The sequence below is a fragment of the Streptomyces sparsogenes genome (assembly GCF_001704635.1).
Lineage (GTDB): Bacteria > Actinomycetota > Actinomycetes > Streptomycetales > Streptomycetaceae > Streptomyces > Streptomyces sparsogenes.
In genome coordinates, this window is sequence record NZ_MAXF01000120.1 from 1 (window position 1) to 17,030 (window position 17,030).

General features: G+C 72.6%; 15 protein-coding genes. 7 read left to right on the plus strand and 8 right to left on the minus strand.

Going from position 1 to position 17,030, the window contains the following annotated elements; genetic code table 11:
• A partial coding sequence (locus BBH68_RS43345; RefSeq protein WP_245738291.1) for an IS1634 family transposase occupies nucleotides 1-881 on the minus strand: 881 nt, incomplete at its 3' end.
• Between the two features lie 168 nt (nucleotides 882-1,049).
• Here BBH68_RS43345 and BBH68_RS24795 point away from each other — a divergent pair.
• Nucleotides 1,050-2,051, plus strand: coding sequence for a TIGR03842 family LLM class F420-dependent oxidoreductase (locus BBH68_RS24795; protein WP_065965715.1), 1,002 nt, complete (start codon nucleotides 1,050-1,052; stop codon nucleotides 2,049-2,051).
• A 100-nt stretch (nucleotides 2,052-2,151) separates the two neighbouring features.
• On the opposite strand, the gene lplAB is transcribed toward BBH68_RS24795, so the two are convergent.
• Nucleotides 2,152-3,207 carry a lipoate-protein ligase LplAB gene (lplAB, locus tag BBH68_RS24800; protein ID WP_065965716.1) on the minus strand — a complete coding sequence of 352 codons (1,056 nt, stop codon included), beginning with the start codon at nucleotides 3,205-3,207 and terminating at the stop codon, nucleotides 2,152-2,154.
• Nucleotides 3,208-3,286: 79 nt separating this feature from the next.
• Nucleotides 3,287-3,793, minus strand: a complete 507-nt coding sequence (locus BBH68_RS24805; protein WP_065965717.1) for a hypothetical protein — start codon at nucleotides 3,791-3,793, stop codon at nucleotides 3,287-3,289.
• A gap of 142 nt (nucleotides 3,794-3,935) precedes the next feature.
• Between BBH68_RS24805 and BBH68_RS24810 the strand changes: the two genes are divergently transcribed.
• The 3 genes from BBH68_RS24810 to BBH68_RS24820 all read left to right on the plus strand — a co-directional run bounded on the left by BBH68_RS24810 (nucleotide 3,936) and on the right by BBH68_RS24820 (nucleotide 7,860).
• Complete coding sequence (locus BBH68_RS24810) at nucleotides 3,936-5,516, plus strand: hypothetical protein (RefSeq protein ID WP_065965718.1); 1,581 nt, start codon at nucleotides 3,936-3,938, stop codon at nucleotides 5,514-5,516.
• 173 nt (nucleotides 5,517-5,689) lie between these two features.
• Nucleotides 5,690-7,273 carry an IS1182 family transposase gene (locus BBH68_RS24815; RefSeq protein ID WP_065960697.1) on the plus strand — a complete coding sequence of 528 codons (1,584 nt, stop codon included), beginning with the start codon at nucleotides 5,690-5,692 and terminating at the stop codon, nucleotides 7,271-7,273.
• Between the two features lie 86 nt (nucleotides 7,274-7,359).
• Nucleotides 7,360-7,860, plus strand: a complete 501-nt coding sequence (locus BBH68_RS24820; protein ID WP_076970653.1) for a hypothetical protein — start codon at nucleotides 7,360-7,362, stop codon at nucleotides 7,858-7,860.
• A gap of 112 nt (nucleotides 7,861-7,972) precedes the next feature.
• Here BBH68_RS24820 and BBH68_RS24825 read toward each other — a convergent pair whose 3' ends face one another.
• A complete protein-coding gene (locus BBH68_RS24825) occupies nucleotides 7,973-8,827 on the minus strand; it encodes a helix-turn-helix domain-containing protein (RefSeq protein ID WP_065965720.1) in 855 nt (284 codons plus the stop codon).
• 168 nt (nucleotides 8,828-8,995) lie between these two features.
• On the opposite strand from BBH68_RS24825, the gene BBH68_RS24830 reads away from it, so the two are divergent.
• Entirely contained in the window at nucleotides 8,996-9,598 is a 603-nt protein-coding gene (locus BBH68_RS24830) for an NADPH-dependent FMN reductase (protein ID WP_065965721.1), read from the plus strand.
• A 46-nt stretch (nucleotides 9,599-9,644) separates the two neighbouring features.
• On the opposite strand, the gene BBH68_RS24835 is transcribed toward BBH68_RS24830, so the two are convergent.
• A complete protein-coding gene (locus tag BBH68_RS24835) occupies nucleotides 9,645-10,454 on the minus strand; it encodes a maleylpyruvate isomerase family mycothiol-dependent enzyme (RefSeq protein ID WP_065965722.1) in 810 nt (269 codons plus the stop codon).
• Between the two features lie 110 nt (nucleotides 10,455-10,564).
• Nucleotides 10,565-11,839 (minus strand): MFS transporter, encoded by a 1,275-nt coding sequence (locus BBH68_RS24840; RefSeq protein ID WP_079151179.1) that lies wholly within the window; start codon nucleotides 11,837-11,839, stop codon nucleotides 10,565-10,567.
• A 93-nt stretch (nucleotides 11,840-11,932) separates the two neighbouring features.
• On the opposite strand from BBH68_RS24840, the gene BBH68_RS24845 reads away from it, so the two are divergent.
• A complete protein-coding gene (locus BBH68_RS24845) occupies nucleotides 11,933-12,748 on the plus strand; it encodes an AraC family transcriptional regulator (RefSeq protein WP_065965723.1) in 816 nt (271 codons plus the stop codon).
• Nucleotides 12,749-12,807: 59 nt separating this feature from the next.
• Here BBH68_RS24845 and BBH68_RS24850 read toward each other — a convergent pair whose 3' ends face one another.
• Nucleotides 12,808-13,656 carry a hydrolase gene (locus tag BBH68_RS24850; protein ID WP_065965724.1) on the minus strand — a complete coding sequence of 283 codons (849 nt, stop codon included), beginning with the start codon at nucleotides 13,654-13,656 and terminating at the stop codon, nucleotides 12,808-12,810.
• Between the two features lie 254 nt (nucleotides 13,657-13,910).
• On the opposite strand from BBH68_RS24850, the gene BBH68_RS24855 reads away from it, so the two are divergent.
• Complete coding sequence (locus tag BBH68_RS24855) at nucleotides 13,911-15,914, plus strand: alkaline phosphatase family protein (RefSeq protein ID WP_245738293.1); 2,004 nt, start codon at nucleotides 13,911-13,913, stop codon at nucleotides 15,912-15,914.
• Here the strand turns inward: BBH68_RS24855 and BBH68_RS24860 are convergent.
• Nucleotides 15,905-16,828, minus strand: coding sequence for a zinc-binding dehydrogenase (locus tag BBH68_RS24860; RefSeq protein WP_065965725.1), 924 nt, complete (start codon nucleotides 16,826-16,828; stop codon nucleotides 15,905-15,907). The genes BBH68_RS24855 and BBH68_RS24860 overlap by 10 nt on opposite strands.
• Nucleotides 16,829-17,030 lie beyond the last annotated feature (202 nt).

The window sequence follows — 17,030 nt, forward strand, 5'->3', positions numbered from 1 at the left end:
ATCCGGCGCAGCCGGTGCACCAGATCCCGTTTGCGGGGCCCGGCCAGGGTGTGGACGTCCTCCAGTACCCGGTAGACCTCCCGCTCACCGGCCGGCTTGCCCTCGTCCCTCTCGGGCACCCAGTCGACCAGATGTGCCTGCGTGAGGTCCAAGGCGGCATAGACCTCGTCTTTGACCTGCGCGGCCGGGACCGGCGCGATGAAGTCCACCCCGGCCGCGAGCAGTGCGGTGACGTTCGTGTAGGACACCAGCTTGGAATCGGCGACCATCAAGAATTTCCGCTCACCGGCCATGCCCCGCAGGTCCTTCATCGCCCCGACGACCTGGCTGACCTCGGCGACGCCGCCGCCGAAGACGCGGGCGTGGACGGGGATGCCGCCGTCGGCGGACACCGCGAGCCCGGTCTGGACCTGCTTCAAATCCACCCGCCGGTCCTTGGGATGCCCGTAGCTGATGACCGGGTACTGCTCGTCCTGGTCCTCGCTCGGGTAGGCGCCATGGACAGACATGCTGGTCATGTCCCAGTGCAGCCTCGACACGTCGATCCCGAACTCGGCGATCGCCTGCGCGCCGATAGTGCCCGCGATCTGCTCCAGCTTCGGTGCGATCGCGTCCAGGGCCCGGGCCAGACGGTCGTCGTTGAGCAGGTCCGGCTCAAGGCCGAAGACCTCCTCCACCGCCCAGGTGCGGGCCCAGTCGCCGACCCGCACCAGCGGTGCGGGCGAGGTCAGCCGGTTGGCCACCAGCGCCTCGATCACCTGCCCGTGGGTCAGATGCGCGCTCGCACCGCCCGGACACAGCTCGTCGACGATCCCGGCAACATCCAGCCGGCGCAGAAACTCGGCAGCGACAGGCAGAGCGCCCAGACGCTTCTCCACCACGGACGTCACCACCACATCAAGGCGCTGACGGACAGACCGTGGCCGCGGGGACCGGGAAGTCATCGACACACCCAACCCAACGCCACACCACCGGCCAAGGACACCCCCGGACCGGTCACACCATACGAATCAACGACCCGCGAAGTACGGGACTAGCTGGGAGCGGGTATGGACTTCGGACTCGTCCTGCAGACCGATCCGCCGGCGTCGGCGGTCGTCGACCTGATGAAGCGCGCGGAGGACGCCGGCTTCAGCCACGGCTGGACGTTCGACTCGGCCGTGCTGTGGCAGGAGCCGTTCGTCATCTACAGCCGCGTGCTGGAGCACACCGAGCGGCTGATCGTCGGCCCCATGGTCACCAATCCGTCCACCCGCACCTGGGAGGTCACCGCCTCCACCTTCGCCACGCTCAACGAGATGTACGGCAACCGCACCGTGTGCGGCATCGGCCGCGGCGACTCCGCCATGCGGGTGGCGGGCCGCAGACCCAACACCCTCGCCCGCCTCGGCGAGGCCATCGACGCCATCCGCGACCTGGCCGAGGGGCGGGAGGCGGTCGTCGACGGCACCCCCGTGCGCATCCCCTGGGTCACCGGCGGCAAGCTGCCCGTCTGGATGGCCGCCTACGGCCCCAAGGCGCTCGCCCTCGCCGGGCGGAAGGCCGACGGCTTCATCCTCCAGCTCGCCGACCCTTATCTGACGGAGTGGATGGTGGGGGCGGTACGGACCGCCGCCGCCGAGGCCGGGCGCGACCCGGACGCGGTCACCATCTGCGTCGCCGCGCCCGCCTACGTCGGGGACGACCTCGGCCACGCCCGCGAGCAGTGCCGCTGGTTCGGCGGCATGGTCGGCAACCACGTCGCCGACCTGGTGAGCCGCTACGGCGAACACTCCGACGCCGTCCCCGAAGCCCTGACCGCGTACATCAAGGGGCGCGCGCACTACGACTACAGCCACCACGGCCGCGCCGGAAACCCCACCACGGGTTTCGTCCCCGACGACATCGTCGACCACTTCTGCCTGCTCGGCCCGGCCGAGGCCCATATCGAGAAGTTGCGCGCCCTGCGGGCCCTGGGCGTCGACCAGTTCGCGGTCTACGCCATGCACGACGCGAAGGAGGCGACCATCGACGCGTACGGCGAACGCGTCATCCCGGCGCTGGCCGACTGAATGCCTACGGCGGACGCGTCATCCCGGCGCCGGCCGACCGAGTGCCTACGGCGGACGCGTCATCCCGGCGCCGGCCGGCTGAGCGCGGGCGGCGGTCCCGTCACGGGACCCGCGCGGTCCACTCCGGCGAGCCGAACTTCTCCTTCGCCAGCCGCCGCGCCCGCGCCGTCTCCTCCTCCGTCACCGTGCCGTCCGCGAGCCCGTACCGCTCCCGGAAGGAGTCGATCATCCGGTCGATGACGGCCGCGCGCGGCAGCCCGGTCTGCCGGCGCAGCGGGTCCACGCGCTTCTTCGCGCTCCTGGTCCCCTTGTCCGACAGCTTCTCCCGGCCGATGCGCAGCACCTCCAGCATCTTGTCCGCGTCGATGTCGTACGACATCGTCACGTGGTGCAGCACCGCCCCCGACCCGGTCACCACCCGCTTCTGCGCGGCGCCGCCGATCTTCCCCGCGTCCGTCGCGATGTCGTTGAGCGGCTGGTACCACGCCGCGATGCCCATGTCGCCGAGCGCGCCCAGCACCCAGTCGTCGAGATACGCGTACGAGTCGGCGAAGGACAGGCCGGACACCAGCGACTCCGGCACGTACAGCGAGTACGTGATGGTGTTGCCGGGCTCCACGAACATCGCCCCGCCGCCGCTGATCCGCCGCACCACCTCGATGCCGTGCCGCCGCGCGCCCTCCGGGTCCACCTCATTGCGCAGCGACTGGAAACTACCGATGATCACGGCGGGCGAGGCCCACTCCCACACCCGCAGCGTCGGCGGCCGCCGCCCCAGCGCGACCTCCTCCGTCAGCACCTCGTCCAGCGCCATGTGCAGGGCGGGCGGTTGCGGGGCCTCATGGATCAGCTGCCAGTCGTAGTCCGTCCAGTCGGTGGCGTGCGCCAGCGCCCGCCGCACGGCGATGCCCACGGCCTCGGCCGTGAACCCGAACATGACCGCGCCCTCCGGCAGGGCCGCCTCGACCCGGGCCGCGAGCCCGCGCGCGTCGGTGTCGACGGGCGCGCCCTCCAGCGCGCGGTCGATGGCGAGCAGCGCCTCGTCCGGCTCCAGGAAGAAGTCACCCGCGACCCGGACGTCCTTCAGCCGTCCGCCCTCGACCTTGAGATCCACGACCACGAGCTTCCCGCCCGGCACCTTGTACTCACCGTGCATCCGCGCACCTTCGTTTCTTGTCGCTGCTTCCTATGTCGCTAGCTCGGACGTCACCGGGGATTATTCCGCCACGGGGGACTCAGCCGAGCGGGCGCGGCCGCGACTGGCGGTGTGGCGGGGCGAAGGACAGCCCGTTCTCGTCGAGGGCGTTGGAGACGGTGATCCGGCCCTCTGGGAAGACGAAGCTGATGTCGACGGTTCCTCGGGCCGCGTCGTGGCCGGTCCATTCGAGGAGTTCGACGTTCCGGAGGGGGCGGCCCAGGTGAGGTGCCGCCTCTGGGATGGCGTCCTCGCGCCATCGGAGGGCGAAGCCCGGCCACTGGACGGGGCGGCGCGGATCGATGGAGTTCCAGGTGAGGGACAGCTGGTCGAGCTTCCAGTGGTTGACCTCCACCTGCTCACCGTCGAAGTCGAGCAGCACGGGGCAGTCCGGGAACCACTCGTCGTCCTCCTCGTCCCACACGACCCACAGCCGGGTCAGGGTACGGCCGGCGAGGGCCCGCAGCCGGGCCCCGTGGGCCTTCCCGACCGCGCGGGGGCCGCTCAGCCAGTGCGGCCGGTAGCCCTGGATCCCGAAGTCGAACACGTGCCCGACCCTGCCCCAGTCAGTCCCGGGCTCACAGTCGAACAGATTAGTAGTTGAACTGTTACAGTCCGCTCACCCCGACTACGGGGACACGACGGAAAACAGAATGAGGGGACCAGAGTTGCGCTTACGACTGAGACGGATGACCGCGGCGATCGGGGTGGGGCTCGCGCTGGCCCTGACGCCGATCACGGGGACCGCGGCGGCGCAGGAGACGGGCACCATGGCCGTGACCGACATGGACTTCACCCCGTCCGAGGTGGACGCGACGCCTGGCGGCCAGACCGTCACGCTCCGCTGGACGATGACGGACACCACCCCGGACACAGACGGGATGAGCGCGCGGGTCTACATGCACCGCCAGGGCGCGACGGCCGGCACCTACCTGGGCGTGCCGCTGGTGGGGACCTATGACGTGGGCTCCTATGGCCAGGACATCACCGTGGTGCCCGGTTCGACGCCTCAAGAGGCCACTTATGAGTGGACCCTGGCCGTTCCGCAGCACGCGGCCGGGACGTCGGTCACCTGGGCTGTCACCCGCTTAGAGGCCTGGGATAACCAGGGCACCTCGCTGGACTGGGACGCCACCAAGCTGGGTGCGTTCCACAACACGTTCGAGGCAAAGACGCTCGCCGACGAGCAGGGCCCGACGTACGACGACCTCGCGGTGAACCACGAACAGGAGCCGTACGTCTACGTCGGCGAGGACTCGTCGAGCATGACCTACGATCTCGACGTGCACGACCCCCAGGCCGGCATCTCCGGCGGCACCCTGACGGTGACCGGCCCCGACGGGCAGCACCTGACCGGCTCGTTCGCGATCGAATGGACCTGGTACGCGGGCTACGAGGGGTGTGGCTCCATCGACTGGGGCCAGACGTACGCCGGGTCCTGCCGCGTATCCGTGACCTTCCCTGCGCACGCGGCATCAGGCACGTGGACCGTCTCGCAGGTCAAGCTCACCGATAACGCGGGCAACACCAGCACCTACAACAACCTCTCAGCCGCCCCCGTCCACGTCACCTCCAACGACGTGCTCTCCGCAGACGGTTTCACGGCGACACCCAACCCGGTCGACACCTGGCACGGCGCCCGGACGATCAAGGTCGGTTTCCAGCCCCACGGGAACCAGGGCGAGGTCGCGTCGGCGGTCGTGAACACCAACAGTGCCAACGGCTGCCGGCAGACCTCCACCACGGCAACGACCGCGGCGGACGGGACCGTCTCGGTGAAGTACGACGTGCCGCGGGGGGTCTTCACCTGCCACATCACCGGCGTGATCATCACGGACAACGCCGGGAACGTCGCCCTGTACGGCTCGGAGTTCGGCGCACCGGAGACCGGTCTGACGATCACTTCGGCACCCGACACGGTGCTGCCGGAGATCGACCAGGCCACGCTCTCGCCCACCACCATCCCGGCAACGGACCACTTCACGGACATCCACCTCACCGTCAACGTCTCGGGTACCACCGCGGGTGTGAACAGCCACGACCTCTACCTGATCGACTCCTCGGGGCAGTGGATCCCGGCCGTGTCCGGCGGCAACTCAGTGACCTTCAGCGGCCCGTTGACCCTCTCCTTCTCACTCCCCTCCAACGTGGCCCCCGGGACGTACACCATCGCCCTGCGCCTATCCGACCAGGCGCGCAAGTCCTCGTCCTTCGGCTTCCCGAACGGCACCCCGATGCCCGATGGGCCGGTGACTTTGACGGTCACCTAGGCGCCCCGGAGCCTGAACAGACCGCCCAGCATCACTGAGGAGGTGCCCGGTCTCGCTGCGAGGCCGGGCACATCGCCGTCACTGCCCCGCGGAGGTAGGCTAGAAGATTCATGAAGATCTTGGGGTTCTGGCCCCGCCGTGTGAGCGGCGGGGCCAGACTCGTTGTTGTGGTGATGGGTGAATGGTCCGGAGAGACGGTCGGGCCGGATGTGTGGGAGACCTGCCGGGAGTTGATTCCGGCGGGGAGTGTGTTCGCGTTCCTGGCCGAGCATCGTGGTGCGCTGTTTCCGGTGGAGATGTTCGCGGACATGTATCCATCGGCGAACGGGCGGCCGAGCATGCCCCCGCAGATCCTGGCCGCTGCGATCACCCTGCAGGCCCTGCACGGGCTATCGGACTTCGAGACGGTCCAGGAACTGCGCTGCGACCTGCGGTGGAAGGCCGCCTGCGGGCTGGGCCTCAACGACATGGCCTTCGACCCGTCGCTCCTGGCCTACTTCCGCCGTCGTCTGGGCCGTTCCACCCGCCCGAACCGGGTCTTTGAGGCCGTGCGTGAAGTCGTGAAGGCCACCGGTGTCCTCAAGGGCAAGCACCGCCGGGCACTGGACTCCACCGTCCTCGATGACGCGGTGGCCACCCAGGACACCGTCACCCAGATCATCTCCGCGATCCGCCGGGTGATCCGCGAGGTCCCCGGAGGCGAGGAGACGGCGGCGCAGTGGTGCCGCGCGCACGACTACACCGACCCGGGCAAGCCGAGGATCGCCTGGGCCGACGAGCAAGCACGCGCCACGCTGATCGACGCGCTGGTCACCGACGCGATCAACCTGCTCGGACACCTGCCCGAGCGGGAACTCGGCGAGAAGGCGGCGAACGCGGTGGGCCTGCTGGCCCTGGTCGCGGGCCAGGACGTGGAGCCGGCCGAAGACTCCGACGGGCGTGACGGACGCTGGCGCATCGCCCGGCGCACAGTCGCGGACCGGACCGTGTCCACCGTCGATGCGGACGCACGCCACATCCACAAAAACCGCACCCGCCACCAGGACGGCTTCAAAGGACATGCGTCCTTCGAGCCGGAGACCGGGCTGTTCACCGCCGTCGCGCTCACCAGCGGCCACGGCTCCGACAACCACGAGGCCGCCGTCGCCACCCGCCTGCTCGCCGACGAGGAACCGGACACGCGGTTAACCGTGCTCGGCGATTCCGCCTACGGCACCGGCGACCTGCGTGCACACCTGCAGGCCGACGGCCATACCCCGGTCATCAAGCCGCCGCCGCTGCGGCAGGCCGTCCCCGGCGGTTTCACCATCGACGACTTCCACATCGACCTGGCGGCCGGCACCGCGACCTGCCCGGCCGGACACACCGCCAACCTCGGACAGGTCAAAGCCGACGGTGCCCGCACCGCTCAGTTCAAGCACCTGTGCACCAACTGTCCCCTGCGCGGGCGCTGCACCAGGTCCAAGACCGGGCGCACCCTCAACGTCCACCCCCAGCGCGAACTGCTGTCCGCGGCCCGCCACCAGGCGGCCACCGACCCCGCCTGGCAGGACGAATACCGCAGATGGCGGCCCCCGGTCGAACGCGCCATCGCCTGGCTGGTCGCCAAGGGAAACCGTCGAGTCCGCTACCGCGGCGTCATCGCCAACAACATCTGGCTCCACCACCGCGCCGCCGCCCTCAACCTCCGCCGGCTGATCAACCTCGGACTCACCCGAACCAGCGGCACCTGGCACCTCACCCCAGCCACCCCATAGCCAAGAGGGGGCCACCCGGCCTCCGGCCGGATGGCCCCCTCTTCAAGATCTTCATGAGCCTTCTAGATGATCGATTCCAAGGGTTGGTGGTCGTAGCGATTCCGGACCGGAGGGGTGGCGCGGCCCCATCGGGGGCGTTCCGGTCCCTGCTGCCGGGCGATCACGGGCACGAGGCGGCCTCGCTCTACGCGGAGTTCGCCCGCCGGGCGGGGTGGCTGGAGGTAGACCGCGTGCTGGACGCCGAGGCGTACGCGTCGATGCGGGGGCGGATCGCGGAGTGGGTCCGTCAGGACCGGGGATGGGCCGATGTGGTCGCCGCGTTCGGGCCGCCTTCCATACTCTTCGGCAGCACGAACCCGCTCTACGGCAAGACGCTCGGCTATCTGACGGCGCGGGCCGAGGACCCCATGGTGTTCTTCCACCTCTGGAACGGCACCGCGCCCGAAGCCGCCTCGTCCTGGCCGCCGGACCACGACGAACCCCTGCTGCTCGCGGTCCGCTGCGGCATGGAGCGCTTCGCGGACACTTTCACCTGCACCCCACACGGGCAGGCGCTGCGTCCGACCCCCGGACGAGAGCTTCCGTAACGCCAATACCGGTGACCTTGGCGCCCGAGGCTTGAGTTGTGGTGAGTATCGGACAGCGGCACGCCGTGGTGTCGGCGTGTCGCTGTCCGATACTCACCATAAAGTCATGACCTCAGCCGGCCACCGCCCGCAGCGCGCCCGGGCGGCGGCCGGTGAGGCGGTCGAGGGCGGCGGAGGTGGCGTCGTCGGCGGGGAGGTGGACGATGAGGCGCTGGTCGTCGTCGGTGGGCAGGTCGAGGGTCTCGTACGCCAGGCGCAGCTCGCCCGCCTCGGGGTGGCACAGCCGGGTGATCCCGCTGGCCCTGGGGAGGCCGGGCAGGGTGGCCGCGCGCTCGGCGAAGGCGCCGCCGATGGTGACGGTCAACTCGTCGGCGAGATGCGCGATATGGGGGTCCGCGCGGAAGGGGCCCTGCTTGAGGGCGGCGACCTGGTCGTCGGCGACGCGCGCCCAGTCGGGGTAGGCGGTGCGAGCGCGGGGGTCGGTGAAGACGAAGCGGGTGAGGTTGGGCGGGTCGCCGTCCAGCAGGCCGATGGGGCCGGCCAGCCGCTCGTAGCCGGAGGTGTGGGCGAGGATCTCGCTGAGCCGGTTGACGAGCACGGCCGGGGCGGGCTCCAGGCGGTCCAGCAGGGCCCGTACGGTCGGGCGGACCGCGCGGGCCGGGCCCGCGTCGCCCCGGCAGGTGAAGCCGCTCTCGGCGCCCTTGGTCAGCCGGTGCAGATGGACGCGCTCGGCGGGGGTGAGGCGGAGCGCGTCGGCCAGCGCGGACAGCACCTGCGCGGAGGGCCGGCGGTCGCGCCCCTGCTCCAGTCGGGTCACGTACTCCACGCTGACCCCGGCCAGGGTGGCCAGTTCGGCCCGGCGCAGGCCGGGCGTGCGGCGGCGGGGGCCGGTGGGCAGCCCCACCTCGGCGGGGGTGACCGCTTCCCGGCGCAGGCGCAGGAACAGACCCAGCTCGTTGTCGCTCACGCCCCGAACGTAGCAGCCGCTTTGAGCCGGATGGTGGCCCTGCCACTACCAGTCTCCGCCCGGCCTTCCTGGTCCCGGCGCGGCCCGGCAGGTTTGAGGGCGTGGCCCTCCCGGCCACACCGGCGGCCACCCGGCCGCCCAGGAATTCACGCAAGGAGTGACCCACCCATGTCCAGCCAGAACCTCAAGCTCGCGGTGATCCTCGGCAGCGTCAGGGAGGGCCGGTTCGGGCCGACGGTCGCGAACTGGTTCACCGAACAGGCCGGGGCGCACGGCGGGTTCGACGTGGACCTCATCGACCTGGCCGACACCCCGCTGCCGCTCGCCCTGCCGCCCGTGCCGCCCGCGATGGACCCGAACCTCCGCCGCCCGGCCGAGATGGCGGACCTCACCGCGCGGCTCGCGGCGGCCGACGCGTTCATCGTGGTGACGCCGGACTACAACCGCGCCTACCCGGCCGCGCTGAAGGCCGCGATCGACTGGCACTACACCGAGTGGCAGACCAAGCCGGTGGGCTTCGTCGGCTACAGCGGTGCCAGCGGCGGCCTGCTGGCCATCGAGGGGCTGCGGCAGGTGTTCAACGAGCTGCAGGCCCACACGGTCCGTGACTACGTCTCCTTCCCCCGCTACTACGAGCTGTTCGGCCCCGACGGCGCCCTGAAGGAGCCCGAGGGCCCGGCCGCGGCGGCCAAGGTGATGCTGGACCAGCTCCAGTGGTGGGGCTCGATCCTCCACGACGCCCGGCGCGACCGTCCGTTCGCCGCGGCCTAGGGGAGTGCGGCCAAGGGGGGTACGGCTGAGGGCCGCGGCGGGTCGGTCAGCCGAAGGCGACCCGCTCCAGCCAGAGGTCCAGCAGCCGCGCGTCGCCGAGCACCTCGACGCCCTCGCCGCCGGCGGGGCGGCGGCGGTAGACGAGCAGCAGGAGGTCGGTCAGCGGGGCCCGCACGGCGACGGCGGCCTTCTCATGGGCCCGGCGCCAGGTGATCACCTCGCCGGTGAGGTCGACCACCCACTCCGCCGCCGCGCCGGTGCCGGTGTCGGTAACGGTGTCGGTGTCGGTGGCGTGGAGGTGGATGGTGCGGCCGGGGCCCAGCAGCTCACGCATGCGGGGGTGGACGTCGAAGTGCATCGGCAGCGCGCCGAGCTCCATCCACTCGTCCAGGGCGTCCACCGCCACGTCCTCGGCGACGGTGAACTCCGCGCCGAGGGCCAGGGTCGCGTCGGCCCGGTGGACCACCGTCTCGTGGGTGAACCGGCGGGCGTAGAAGGCGGCGGTCCCGCCGGGCACCGGCGTCCACACCTCCGCGTCCGGCCCGGCCTCCCGCAGCGCGTCCGCGAGCAGCGCGGCGCTCTCGCCGAGCCAGGGGCCGAGCCGGGCGGGGTCCTCGTCGGCGTACGGGGACAGGTCGCGGAAGTGGTCGTCGGGGAGCGGGCCCGCCGCCCGGGTCCGCACCGTCTCCGCGGCCCAGCGCTGGGCGCCGCCGAGGTGCCGCAGCAGCTGGCCGACGTTCCACCCGGGGCAGGACGGCACGGGGGCCCTCATGTCCCCGCCCTCGACGAGCGGTTGCAACAGGTCGGTCTGCGCGGTGATCTCGGCGCACAGGCGGTCGTGACTCAGAAGGGTCATGACCGCCACCGTAGGCCGTACCACCGACAGAGCCCGGCAGCCCGCGGCCCGGCGGGGCGACGGCGGGGCGGCGGCAGTCCGGCGGGGCGGCGGCAGCCCGCGGGGCCGGGTCAGCGGGTCCCCGGCGCGGCGGCCCCCGGTTCGGCCTCCGGCCGGGACGCGGGCCCGGACCCGGACCCGGACGCGGACGCGGACCCGGACCCGGACCCGGACCCGGGCGGGGCCCCGGACGCGGACACGGGCCCGGGCGCGGGCCCTGAGCCGGCGTCGGCGTCGGCGTCCGGTTCGGTGAGCGTGCCCGCGACGAGCCAGGCCAGGGCGCACACGGCGATCAGCGGGGCGAGCGCGGCGCGCAGGCCGACGAGGTCGGCCAGGGCCCCGATGCCCGGGCTGGCCACGCCCCCGACGCTGACGGCCAGACCCAGGGTGACGCCGCTGGCCGTGCCGACCCGGTTCGGGAGGTAGTCCTGGCCCAGGGTGACCTGGAGCGAGAACGGCACGTACAGGGCGGCGGCGGTCAGGGCGGCGAAGACGTACAGGGCCGGCCCGGGGATGAACACCAGCCCGGCGACGGCGGGCACCCCGGCACCGTAGGCGGCGCGAAGCGTGCGGACCCGCCCCCAGCGCTTGGCCAGCGGGCCGCCCAGGACGGTGCCCACCGCGCCCCCGGCGAACAGCGTGAACAGCGCCGCCGACCCCGTCGCGGAGCCGCCGGGCACCCGCTGCTGGGCGTACAGGGCGATGAACGCGCTCAGTCCCACGAAGATGATCGAACGGCAGACGACGACCGCCGAGAGCCGCACGAACACCGGCCAGTCGTCCCGGCCCGCGCCCCGCGCGGCGGCCCGCTCCACCGCCGCGCGCCGGGCCAGGGACCGGATCACCGAGGCCGTCAGCGCCACCCCGGCCACCGCGGGCGCCACCAGCCACCACGACGCGCCCAGCCCGCCGGCGGAGAGCACCGGGGACACGGCGACGGGCGCGAGGGCGAAGCCGATGTTGCCGCCGAGGGAGTACCAGCCCATCGCCACATGGCTGCCGCGGCTCGCCGTCCGGGCCAGCCGCGCCGACTCGGGGTGGTAGGCGGCGACCCCGATGCCGGAGAGGGCGACCGCCAGCCAGGTGAGCACATACGAGTCGCCCGGCCCGGACAGCGCGATGCCGAGACCCGCGCCGAGCGAGCTCGCGGGGATCAGCCAGGGCATCGTCCAGCGGTCCGTCAGCGCCCCGAACAACGGCTGCACGATCGAGGACAGCAACGTGGCCGCCAGCACGATGCCGGACGCCGCCACATAGCCGTAGTGGCGCTCGGCCACCAGGAACGGCACCAGCGTGGGCACGGCCCCCTGGTAGAAGTCCACGGTCGCGTGGCCGACGGCCATCATGACGACGGGTCTGGAAACTGAGTGGTCCTTCTTGGTCACCCCCACGATCCTCGGCGGACGGCGGCTGGCGGGCTTCCGATAAACTGCCAGGTGATGTCGGTATTCCGCCAAGCCCCCGGCCGACCCCGCAGCCACGCCCCCGGCCGGGCCGTCCCGGTCCGGGTCTCGCACAGGCCGACGACGACCCGTTTCCTGGCGCCGGGCACCGGAGTGTCCGCCCACCGCCACGAGGTCCACCAGGTCGTCTACGCGGGCCGGGGGGTGCTGTCGGTGACCACCGAGGCCGGAAGCTGGGTGGCGCCGGCCACCCGGGCCATCTGGGTCCCCGTCGGCACCCTGCACGAACACCGGGCCTACGGGCGCACCGTGCTGCACGGCGTCGGCCTGCCCGTGGACGCCAACCCGCTGGGCCTGGACCGGCCCGCCGTGCTGGCGGTCGGCCCCCTCCTGCGCGAGCTGATCATCGAGTACAGCCGCCCGGGCGCCGACCCGGAGGCCGCCGAGTCCCGCCGCCTGCTCGCGGTCCTGCTCGACCAGTTGCGGCACGCCCCCCAGCAGCCCCTGCACCTGCCCACGGCCCGCGACCCGCGCTTGGCCGCCGTGTGCGCCATCCTCCAGAACGACCCCGCCGACCCCCGCCCGCTGGCCGAGCTGGGCGCCCGCGCCGGGGCCGGCGCCCGTACGCTCACCCGGCTCTTCCGGGCGGAGATGGGGATGACGTTCCCTCAGTGGCGCACCCAACTGCGGCTGCACCACGCGCTGCTGCTGCTCTCCGACGGCGTCACCGTCACCGCGGTCGCGCACCGCTGCGGGTGGGCCTCGGCCAGCGCCTTCATCGACGCGTTCCGCCGCGCGTTCGGGTGCACTCCCGGCAGCTACCGCGCGCAGAACCAGAGCCCGCCCCTCTGACCCCAGCTCTGACCCCAGCCCGGCCCCAGCCCGGCCTCGGCCCGGCCTCAGCTCTGACTTCAGCCGCAGCCGATCCGCGAGGTCCCGACGGCGACGTCGTCGTACCAGAGCGTGTCATCGCCCTCGCCGTAGCTCTCCCAGCCCAGCCGCAGGTCCGTGGGCGCGGGGCGCCAGCCGCCCCTCGCCAGCCACTGCTGGTCGACGTCCTGGGTCGGGGTGCCGTCCACCACCAGACCGGTGACGAGGGAGCCGTTGACCCAGGTGTCCAGGCGGCCCGCCGAGCGGTCGAGCCGGAACTCCAGACACGTCCACGTGTTGACCGGCAGCGGGGTGGACAGCGCCACCCCCGCCGGGCTCTGCGCGGGCAGGGTGGCGTCGTCGGACTCCCGGTTCCACTGCAGCGCCTTGTTCTGCCCGCCCATCCGCAGGTCCTTCCCGCCGTCGTTGGTGTCCCGCAGGGCGGCGAACGTGACGTGCTGGGCGGGGAGCGCGGTGGTGTGCCGGACCCAGAAGCGGGCGTACAGCTCGGAGCCGCCCGGCACACCGGACAGGGAGGTGCCGGCGAAGGCGTGGTTGCAGTACCCGGCCCTGCCGGTCACCCGGACGGACTTGGTGCCCCCGTGGGCGACGGTGCCGTCCACGGTCGCGGCGCCGGTCCCCGAGCAGTTGGCCACGCTCGTGGTCCAGCGGCCGGAGGGCACGGTACCGGTCTGGGACTCGAAGTCCTCGCAGAAGCCGTTGGCCGAGCACGCGGCCGCCGCCCGCGCCGGCGCGGAAGAGGACGAGGGCGTGGGTGTGGGCGTGGGCGCGGCGGCGGCGGCGGCGGTGGTGGTGAGGGCCGCCGTCACGGCCAGCGAGGCGGCCGTGGCCGCGAGGGTGCGTACGTGGGTGCGTACGTACGGTGCCATGGGGGACTCCTTCGGGGCCTTCGTCGGTGGGTCCGTGAGCACGAGGGGGTTCGGGGGTACGGGTGCGTATGGGAGCGCTCCCATCTCTGGACTGTAGCCGTGGGCATGACAGTCGGGAACCCAACGCGGCGCCCCGGAGCGCACTTTTGAACCGGAGCCGCCCGCGAGCCGTAAGGGACAGTGGCGGCTCCGACCTCCCGAGCCCGGTCCGCCGTGCCACCATCAGGCTTCGCGCGTACGGAAGGAACTTCGGGGTGCCGCCCTTCACACGCTTTCGTCAACTGCCGGTCCGTGACAAGGCGAAGGCGCGCCGGGTCGCGGCGCGGGCCGTGGCGTGGGGGACGACCGCCGTCTCCGCCGCGCTGGTGCTCGGCGCCCTCCTCCTGCCGAACCGGCTCGCCCTCGTCACGCCCGGCGCCTTCGCGCACATCCCGGTGGAGGCGGTCGTGGGCGCCGCCGTGCTGCTGATGCTGCCGCGGACGCCGAGGCGGGTGGCGGCGGTACTCGCCGGGGTGTTCCTCGGCCTGCTGACCGTGCTCAACCTCCTCGACATCGGCTTCAACGAGTTCCTCGGCCGCGGGTTCAACGTGGTGCTCGACTGGATCCTGCTGGACGACGCCCAGTCGTACCTCGAGGACTCCCTCGGCTCGGCCACCGCGACGGCCGCCGCGATCGGGGCCGGGGTCCTCGTCCTCGTCCTGCTCGCCCTCATGGCCCTGGCATGTCTGCGGCTCGGCGAGGTGATGGCCCGGAACAGCGCCGTGGCGACGCGCTCGGTCCTGGTGCTCGGGACCGCCTGGGTCGTGTGCGCGACGTTCGGCGTGCGGGTGGCCGGCCTGCCGGTCGCCTCCAGGAGCACCACCGAGCGCGTCGAGGACCGGGTGCAGCGGGTGAAGGCCACCCTGCGGGACGAGCGGGAGTTCGCCAAGGTCGCGGCGGTCGACACCTTCGGCGACACCCCGGGGGACCGGCTGCTGACCGGGCTGCGCGGCAAGGACGTCATCTTCACCTTCATCGAGAGCTACGGCCGCAGCGCGATCGAGGACCCGCTGATCGCGCCCGGGGTGGACGCGCTGCTCGACGAGAAGACGAAGGAGCTGCGCGCCGCCGGATACTCCGCCAAGAGCGGCTGGCTCACCTCGGCGACGTACGGCGGCTCCAGCTGGCTCGGCCACTCGACCTTCCTGTCCGGCCTGTGGATCGACAACCAGAACCGCTACCGCACCGTCACCGCGGGCGACCACCTGTCCCTCACCCGCGCCTTCCAGCGCACCGGCGCGTGGCGCACGGTCGGCATCATGCCGGGCGTCACCAAGAACTGGCCGGAGGCGAGGTTCTACGGCCTCGACCACGTCTACGACTCCCGGAACCTCGGCTATCAGGGGCCGAAGTTCAGCTGGTCGACCATGCCCGACCAGTACGCCCTGACCGCCTTCGAGCGCCTGGAGCACGGCAGGCGCCACGACAAGCCGCTGATGTCGGAGATCATCCTGACCTCCAGCCACCAGCCCTGGGCGCCCGTCCCCAGGATGATCGGCTGGGACGAGGTCGGGGACGGCTCGGTCTACGACGGCATCAAGAAGGCGGGCAAGGACCCCAAGGACGTGTTCACGGACTCCACGCAGGTGCGCACCGAGTACGGCAAGTCCATCCAGTACTCGCTGACCAGCCTCATCGACTACGTGGTGAGGTACGGCGACAAGAACACCGTGCTCGTCTTCCTCGGCGACCACCAGCCGCTCGCGCGGGTCAGCGGCGACCACGCCAGCCGGGACGTGCCGGTCGCGATCGTCGCGCACGACCCGGCCGTGCTGAAGCGGATCTCCGGCTGGGGGTGGCAGGACGGCCTCAGGCCCGGGCGGGACACCCCGGTGTGGCGGATGGACACCTTCCGGGACCGCTTCCTGACCGCGTACGGCCCGGGGGAGGGCGCCGGCGGGCCATACGCCGAGAAGTGCCCGCCGAAGCCCACCGGGAAGCCCGCCGCGAAGACCCCGCCGAAGCCCGCCGCGGAGCCCGCCGCGAAGACCCCGCCGAAGCCCGCCGCGGAGCCCGCAGCGAAGACCGCCACGAAGTCCCCGTCCAAGCCCGCCGCGACGCGAAGACCGAAGCCCGCCGCGGAGCCCGCAGCGAAGACCGCCACGAAGTCCCCGTCCAAGCCCGCCGCGAAGCCCACCACGAAGACCCCGCCGAAGCTCGCCGCGAAGTCCTCGTCCGAGCCCGTCCCGAAGCCCGCCGGGGCGGCGCGTCAGCCCTGACCCTTGACGTCCAGCACGGCCTTCCCGCGCACCCGGCGGCCCAGCAGCGCCGCGACCGCCTCCGGCGCGCGCTCCCACGAGCCGCGCCAGCCGATCTGCGGGTCGAGCCGCCCCGTGGCCAGCAGGCCCACCAGACAGTCCAGGTCCGGGCCGAACGGCGACCGTACGACGAACGGTTCGAGCCGCCTGTCGCCCCCCGCCAGCCGCTCCCGCTCGAAGTCGATGCTGGTCGGCCGGCGGGACGCCTTGCCGACGGACAGGGCCGAGCCTCCGGGCTCGACCAGGGAGAACGCCTCCGCGAGCAGCGGCCCGCCCACGTTGTCCAGCACGCCGAAGACGGGCGCCCGGACGCCGTCCAGGCCGACCACGACCTCGTCGGCGCCGAGTTCGCGCAGCCCCTCGCCGCGCTGGGCGCTGCCGACCGCCGCGATGACATACGCGCCCGCGAGCGCGGCCAGCTGGACCGCGAAGCGCCCCAGGCCGCCCGAGGCGCCGGTGATCAGCACCCGGCGGCCCAGCACCGGGCCCAGCCGGCGCACGGCCTGCAGCGCCGAGACCCCCGCGCCCGGCAGTGTGGCCGCTGCGCCGAGCTCCACCGCCTCCGGCACCACCGCGAGGTCGGCGAGGTCCACCGCCCGCCGCTCGGCCCACGCCCCGGGCGGCCCGAAGCACACCACGCGGGTGCCGGCCGCCGGGCAGGAGCCGTCGGCCGCCGGCCGGACGACCACGCCCGCCGCGTCCCAGCCGAGCACCTGCCCGGGACGCGCCCGCTCCTCCCGGTAGGCGAGTTCGCCGAAGTTGAGGGAGGTCGCGTGGACCTCGATCAGCGCCTGCGCGTCCCGGGGCACCGGCTCCGGGGCCTCGCCGAGCCGCAGGCCCTGGGGGGCTTCGGGGTCGTACAGCAGTGCGCGCATCGCGATCGGGTCCTCTCCGGTGACTCGGCCGGGCGCCGGGAGCGGCGCCCGCCTCGCGGTTCACGGTGCGCCGCGGGGGCCCGCGCCGTCCAAGAGCCGCTGTGATAGCCATCGGTTATGACGGTTGCGATGCCAGCTGAGGCCGTTCACGCCGCGGCCATCCCCTGGCCGCCGCCCGGTCACCGGCCGTCGCCGGGGCATG